We start from the raw sequence: 5,013 nt of genomic DNA on the forward strand, positions 1-5,013 counted from the left end.
AGCCCTTCGGTACGGCGTTCGTACTTATCCTCAGCGACCTGCAGCGCAGCCTCTTGCTCACCTGCTGCGGTGCGGGTTTCGGTCAGCTTGCTCTCGGCTTCCTCAGCAGCGGTCTCCAGGAGTTCCAGTCGGCCGAGCAGCTCGGACACCGGCCGGAGACCGCAGGCGTCACGCCAATTCGCGATCTGGCGGAGCAGGTCGCGTACAGCGGTAATGCGCTGACCGAGCGAATTCACCTCGCGGGTGACCTCGGTGATACGGGTGTCGACCGCGGCGCGTTCGTGTGCGGCGGCTTTCTCGTCGTGGAGGGCGGGGGAGGGTTCGACCACGAACCGGCCCGCATCGGGCGCTGCTTGGGTGCTCAGCATCCGCTCTCCGGTGCCCACGGTCACGGCGGCGGACGGCAGCGGGCGAAGGCGCTCCGTCAGGGCCCGGGCGGTGTCCAGGCCGTCAAGGCCGCCCACGATGATCCCGCCGACCAGGTCGGGGTGCGTGTTGATGACCTGCTGGCGCTCGCTGGTCGGGACGTTGTCGTGCATCCACTGCCAGCCGGGCACGGCGTGGATCCCCTGCTCCGACAGTTTTCCGCACAGGTCGCGTACCTCTGCGGCGGCGGGCAGCAGGCCCTCGCTGGTGTCGAGGAGGGCGAGCAGGGTTTGATCGCTCTGCAGGTTGATGCGCTTGTTTGTGAGTGTGGTCTCGAGCCCGCCGGAGCGGCGCTCGGCGAGCTGCTGTAGGGCGTCGGCGTGGTCGTTCAGCCAGCGCAATGCGTCACCGGCGCCCAGTTCGTCGCTGCTGGCTTCCAGGAGCTCGCCACACAGCGAGTTGCTGCGAATGTCCTCAGCTTGAGCGCGCAGCCGACTGGTCTCCTCTGCTGCTGCCGTCGCGGCTCCTCGCGCGGACCAGGCTAGCTGTTGTTGCTTCGACAGAGCAGTGTGGGCTCGGTCCCGTGCGGTTTTGATGATCTTGCGGGCCTGGTCGGCTTCCCGGAGCAGCTGCTCGCTGTGGCGCGCGTCGTCCCGGGTGCGGGCGGCGGCATCGGCGGCGCTTTCCTGCGGGGCGAGAAGGTCTAGCTCGCGGGCGGCACTCAGGCGTAATGCGAAGTCGTCGGTCTGCTTCTGCAGAATGCGGGATTCTGCCCGCGCGTCGCCCGCTTCGGTGAGCAGTTCGTTGCTGCGGGTACGCCATTGTCCGATCTTTTTCTGAGTCTCGCTTGTCACGCTGTGGTGCGTACGGATTGTTTCGCGGGCCTCTTGCTCGGCCCTGGTGTAGCCGGCGCGTAGCGCTGCTGCTGCGGTGTCGAGGGCTTGAATGTAGGGGGCGGCGGTGCGTTCGGCCTGGACGAGGGCCTGCTGGGCGCGGTTGTTGTCGTCCTGGGCCTGTGCGTGGCGTAGTGCGATCGGTACGCTCGCCCACGCCGCGCTCTGATGCTGCGCCTCCTGCTTTTCCTTTTGCGTGGCCTCCTGCTGAGCGGTGATCTCGCCCAGCTCGAGAGTGTGGGCACACAACTGCACGTGCCGGACGCGCGCGTGGGCGAGAGCGCTGCTGCTCTTCGCGGCCTCCAGCAAGCCGTGAGTCTTCTTGAGGGCGGTGTTTCTGTCGCTCTCGGTGGTGGTGAGTTGGGTGTGACGCGCCCGGACCGCGGAGGTGAGGTGTACGAGGTCCTTCTCGGCGCTCTGGGCTGCACCGGCATGCTGTGAGTACAAGCCGTGGAGGCCGGCAACGTCCTCGCATGCGCGGTGCATCTCCACCGCGAAGTGCCGCTCCCTCTCCCATTGGGCGCGCTGGTCGTGTGCGGCGGCATAACCGTGGAAGGCGGTGCCCAGTTCGGTGTACTGGTCGTCGTCTGTGGCCTTGCGCAGGAGCCATTCCACGAAGGCGTTGGCGGTGTTGGTGGTGAAGGCTGCGGCGGCGTCGCTCTCCTTGGCGTTCATCCTGCGCTGCACGTCGAAGAGTTCAGGCTGCAGGCCAAGACCGCGCTGGTGTTTCTCCCACTTCTCCTGGCCGTCGACAAGGTGCAGCTCGAGTGCTTCCACACGTTCTTTCCAGTCGCGTAGTTCGGTGCAGAAGTCCTCGTACGGAGTCCAGTGCCCCTCGCGGTGGAAGGGGAGCCGGTCGGCGTCCAGGGCCGCGCAGGGGTGGAAGCTGTAGAAGCAGCGCTGGAGTTTGCCGTCGCGCTCGGGGGCCAGGACCTGTGCGGTCACCAGCAGGCGTCCGGTGCGGGCGTCGGCCCATTCGAGCACCACGTGCGAGGGCTGCGCCATGGAGATGGTGAAGTTGCGCAGCGTCTCCAGATCCTGGTGGTGGAAGGGGATGGTGGTGCAGGTGATGCCGGTCAGTAAGACGCCTTTGCCGCCGCCGTTTTGCAGCATGACCAGGCTGGCGGGTGCCGGACGCTGGGTGACGTGTCCGGCGTCGGGAATTAGCGAGGCGGTCTCCACCTCGGCGCCGACACCAGAGAAGTCCAGCGGCACGTCCTCGTAACGGGCATCGCGGGGGCCGAAGTTTCGCAGCAGGATGCGGTTGAGCTCATACATGGAAGGAGTCCTTGGGGGAGGGCGGTCAGCTGAACAGGCCGTTCGCCGGCACGGCATCGTCTGGCGACGGCTGTGCCTCCGGAGACGGCTGGGCGTGGCCGGGTGCGCCGTCCGTGGGCAGGGCTGCGACGCCCAGCGCTGCGAGTTCCCGCAGCATGTCGCGCGCGGCCTGGTCGCGGATCTGCAGCCGGTACTTGACGTGGGTGACGTAGGTGCCGGCGTCCTCGTCGCTGACCTTGCTTGCGAAGCCGTTGCCTTCTAGATGCGTGAACGCCCTTTTCACCAGGGCTCTTGTAGACGCCTGCGGCGCCCTGCCCGTCTGCGTTTTGGTCTTGCCCGTGGCGTTGCGGCGCAGGTAGGCCCGCCACAGCCCCTCCAACCCCGGTTGACCGGAGGGCGGATCGACGTCCTCGCCAGTTTGTGCAAGACGACGTTCAATGGTCGAGGCCCGGATGCGGACCTCGTCATCGACCTGCCGGACCGAGATCCGCCCGACATGCTCGTCATCGTCGAGGTCCTCGGGGCGAGGAAAGACCATGGACGCAATCGTCAACTGGGCCAGCAGATACAGGGGGCGATCGGAGGTCTGCGGGACGAGGTCGGGGATGGACACAGCGAAGTCAGTCTCGGGCGTAGTGCCCAGGACCAGCCCGGTCAGAGGATGGACTTCCAGCACTGTCAGGTCGAATCCCTGGGCGACCTTCCGCACCACCTGCGCGAAGTCCGGCTCGGTATCGAAGCGTTGGACGAGGCGGGCGTACTCGCCGGAGCGAGCGGGCGCCTTGCGGCGGGTCATGGCGAAGGCGACCATCCGGGCAGCCTCGGCAGCATCCTCGTGGCGGTTCATGCACTCTCCTGATCGAGCGAGTGGGCGTCAGGGCCTTGCGAGCAGCGCGGTGTGGGGGACGCGGGCAGTGGGGCGTCCATCTCCTGCGTCATGGCGGTGCTCCAGGTACGGACCAGGAGGAAGTCGCTGCCGCCGAAACGTTCGTCATCCAGGACCGTGCCGTCGTCGACGGCCACCACGGCAGCCTCGCCGCCGGCGAGCTGGCGCACAGGAATGAGCCGGAACAACTGCTGGACGCGGAGGGTGAGCAGCTCGTCCGTTCCTGCGTCCGGGCCTGTTCCCGGGCCGGGCTGACGCGTGGTCTCCAGCAGGGCCGAGAGCCGCATGCCCTGGCCCGTCACGGCTGCCAGCAGAGTGTCCACCACATGGTGCTGCTCGTCGACGAAGGCGGAAGGGACATCGATCTGCGACCAGTCGTACTCCTCCTGGACCGGCACCAGCTCCCCACCGGCCTCGTCGGCGACCTGGGCGAGTCCCTCCAGGTAGTCAGGCAGGTACATCACACGAGGGCGCACAGGCCCCATGACCGCGCGAGTGAACACCTCCAAGGGACCCAGGCATGCGTCGAGGGAGAGCTCCAGCACCGGTTGAAGGAGCTGCTCATGCAGTTGCACGCGGGTGTGAATCGCCGGAGCTACGAATACCTGACGGTCTTGTTGCCGCCGGAATTCCGGCCCGACTTCCATCAGCATCTTGATCAGTACCGCATGGCGCTTCCAGCACTCATGGATGAGTTCTGCGAGGTCCTGCAGTTGTCTGCGCTTGCGGCCATCGTCGGTGGCTTCCAGCAGCTGGTTGACCCGCTCCTTTTGCATCGTCTCGGCCTCGGACCGGCTGCGAACGTGCTCCAGAGCCTCATCGACGGTGTCTTTGACTTCTGTGTCCCAGTCCACTGCCCGCACATTGCGCTTCATCGATTCGATGCGCCCGTGGATGTCTTTGGCGTACCGGATGCTGTGGATCTGTGCGTTCTGGGCGGCCTGCCACGCCTCGCTGATCCGCGAACGCTTGAGCAGGGCCTCCAGTTTGGCTTCCGCGGCTATCTGTTCCGAGGCGATGTCGACGTCGATCGCATGTACCAGCACGGTGATCGCGGCGTCTGTGGCGATGAGCGCGGCTTGCCCCACATGATCGGGGACTTCCTTGAGGATCTGGAAGGATGCCGTGCGAGTCTCGAATCCGTCGTCGGTCACATGCCCGACTTCGTGGTGGAAGGCGCGGTCGCGTTCTTCGGTGTTGATCAGCCGCTCGGTCACCCATCGGGCGACTGCCCGGTACTCCTCCCCTGCCCGGTTTGGAAGCTGCAGTGCGGCGAACTCGGCCACGTGTTCCACGACAGCTTCCTGGCGCACGGCCGAGGTCATGTCCGTGCGCAGCGTCACGAAGTCAATGGCGACCAAGGCCAGCTCAGCCATGCGGTATCGGTCCCACCCGCGTTCCTTCTTGGCCTTACTGTTGTCGAGGGCCATCAGTGGGGAGCCCACGGCCAGGGCCCGGATCCGTGAGGTGATGCTCTCGTAGACTGTCGACGGCTCTTCGAAGATCACCAGTTCTGTCCCCCCAAGTTCATTTCTGGTGCGCTGAGTTCAAGCTAAAACACGGCACTGACAATGACTCGGGAATTCGAAC

At 66.1% G+C, this 5,013-nt stretch carries 3 protein-coding genes; all 3 read right to left on the reverse strand.

The window, feature by feature from the left end; genetic code table 11:
* Positions 1-2,537 (reverse strand): coiled-coil domain-containing protein (locus tag ACZ6KY_RS42050; RefSeq protein ID WP_469315516.1); only part of this gene is annotated, 2,537 nt, incomplete at its 3' end.
* Positions 2,538-2,562: 25 nt separating this feature from the next.
* Positions 2,563-3,384 carry a hypothetical protein gene (locus tag ACZ6KY_RS42055; RefSeq protein ID WP_469315517.1) on the reverse strand — a complete coding sequence of 274 codons (822 nt, stop codon included), beginning with the start codon at positions 3,382-3,384 and terminating at the stop codon, positions 2,563-2,565.
* A complete protein-coding gene (locus tag ACZ6KY_RS42060; protein ID WP_469315518.1) occupies positions 3,381-4,931 on the reverse strand; it encodes a hypothetical protein in 1,551 nt (516 codons plus the stop codon). The genes ACZ6KY_RS42055 and ACZ6KY_RS42060 overlap by 4 nt, the downstream gene beginning before the upstream one ends.
* Positions 4,932-5,013 lie beyond the last annotated feature (82 nt).

The organism is Streptomyces sp. NPDC042002 (genome assembly GCF_055588305.1).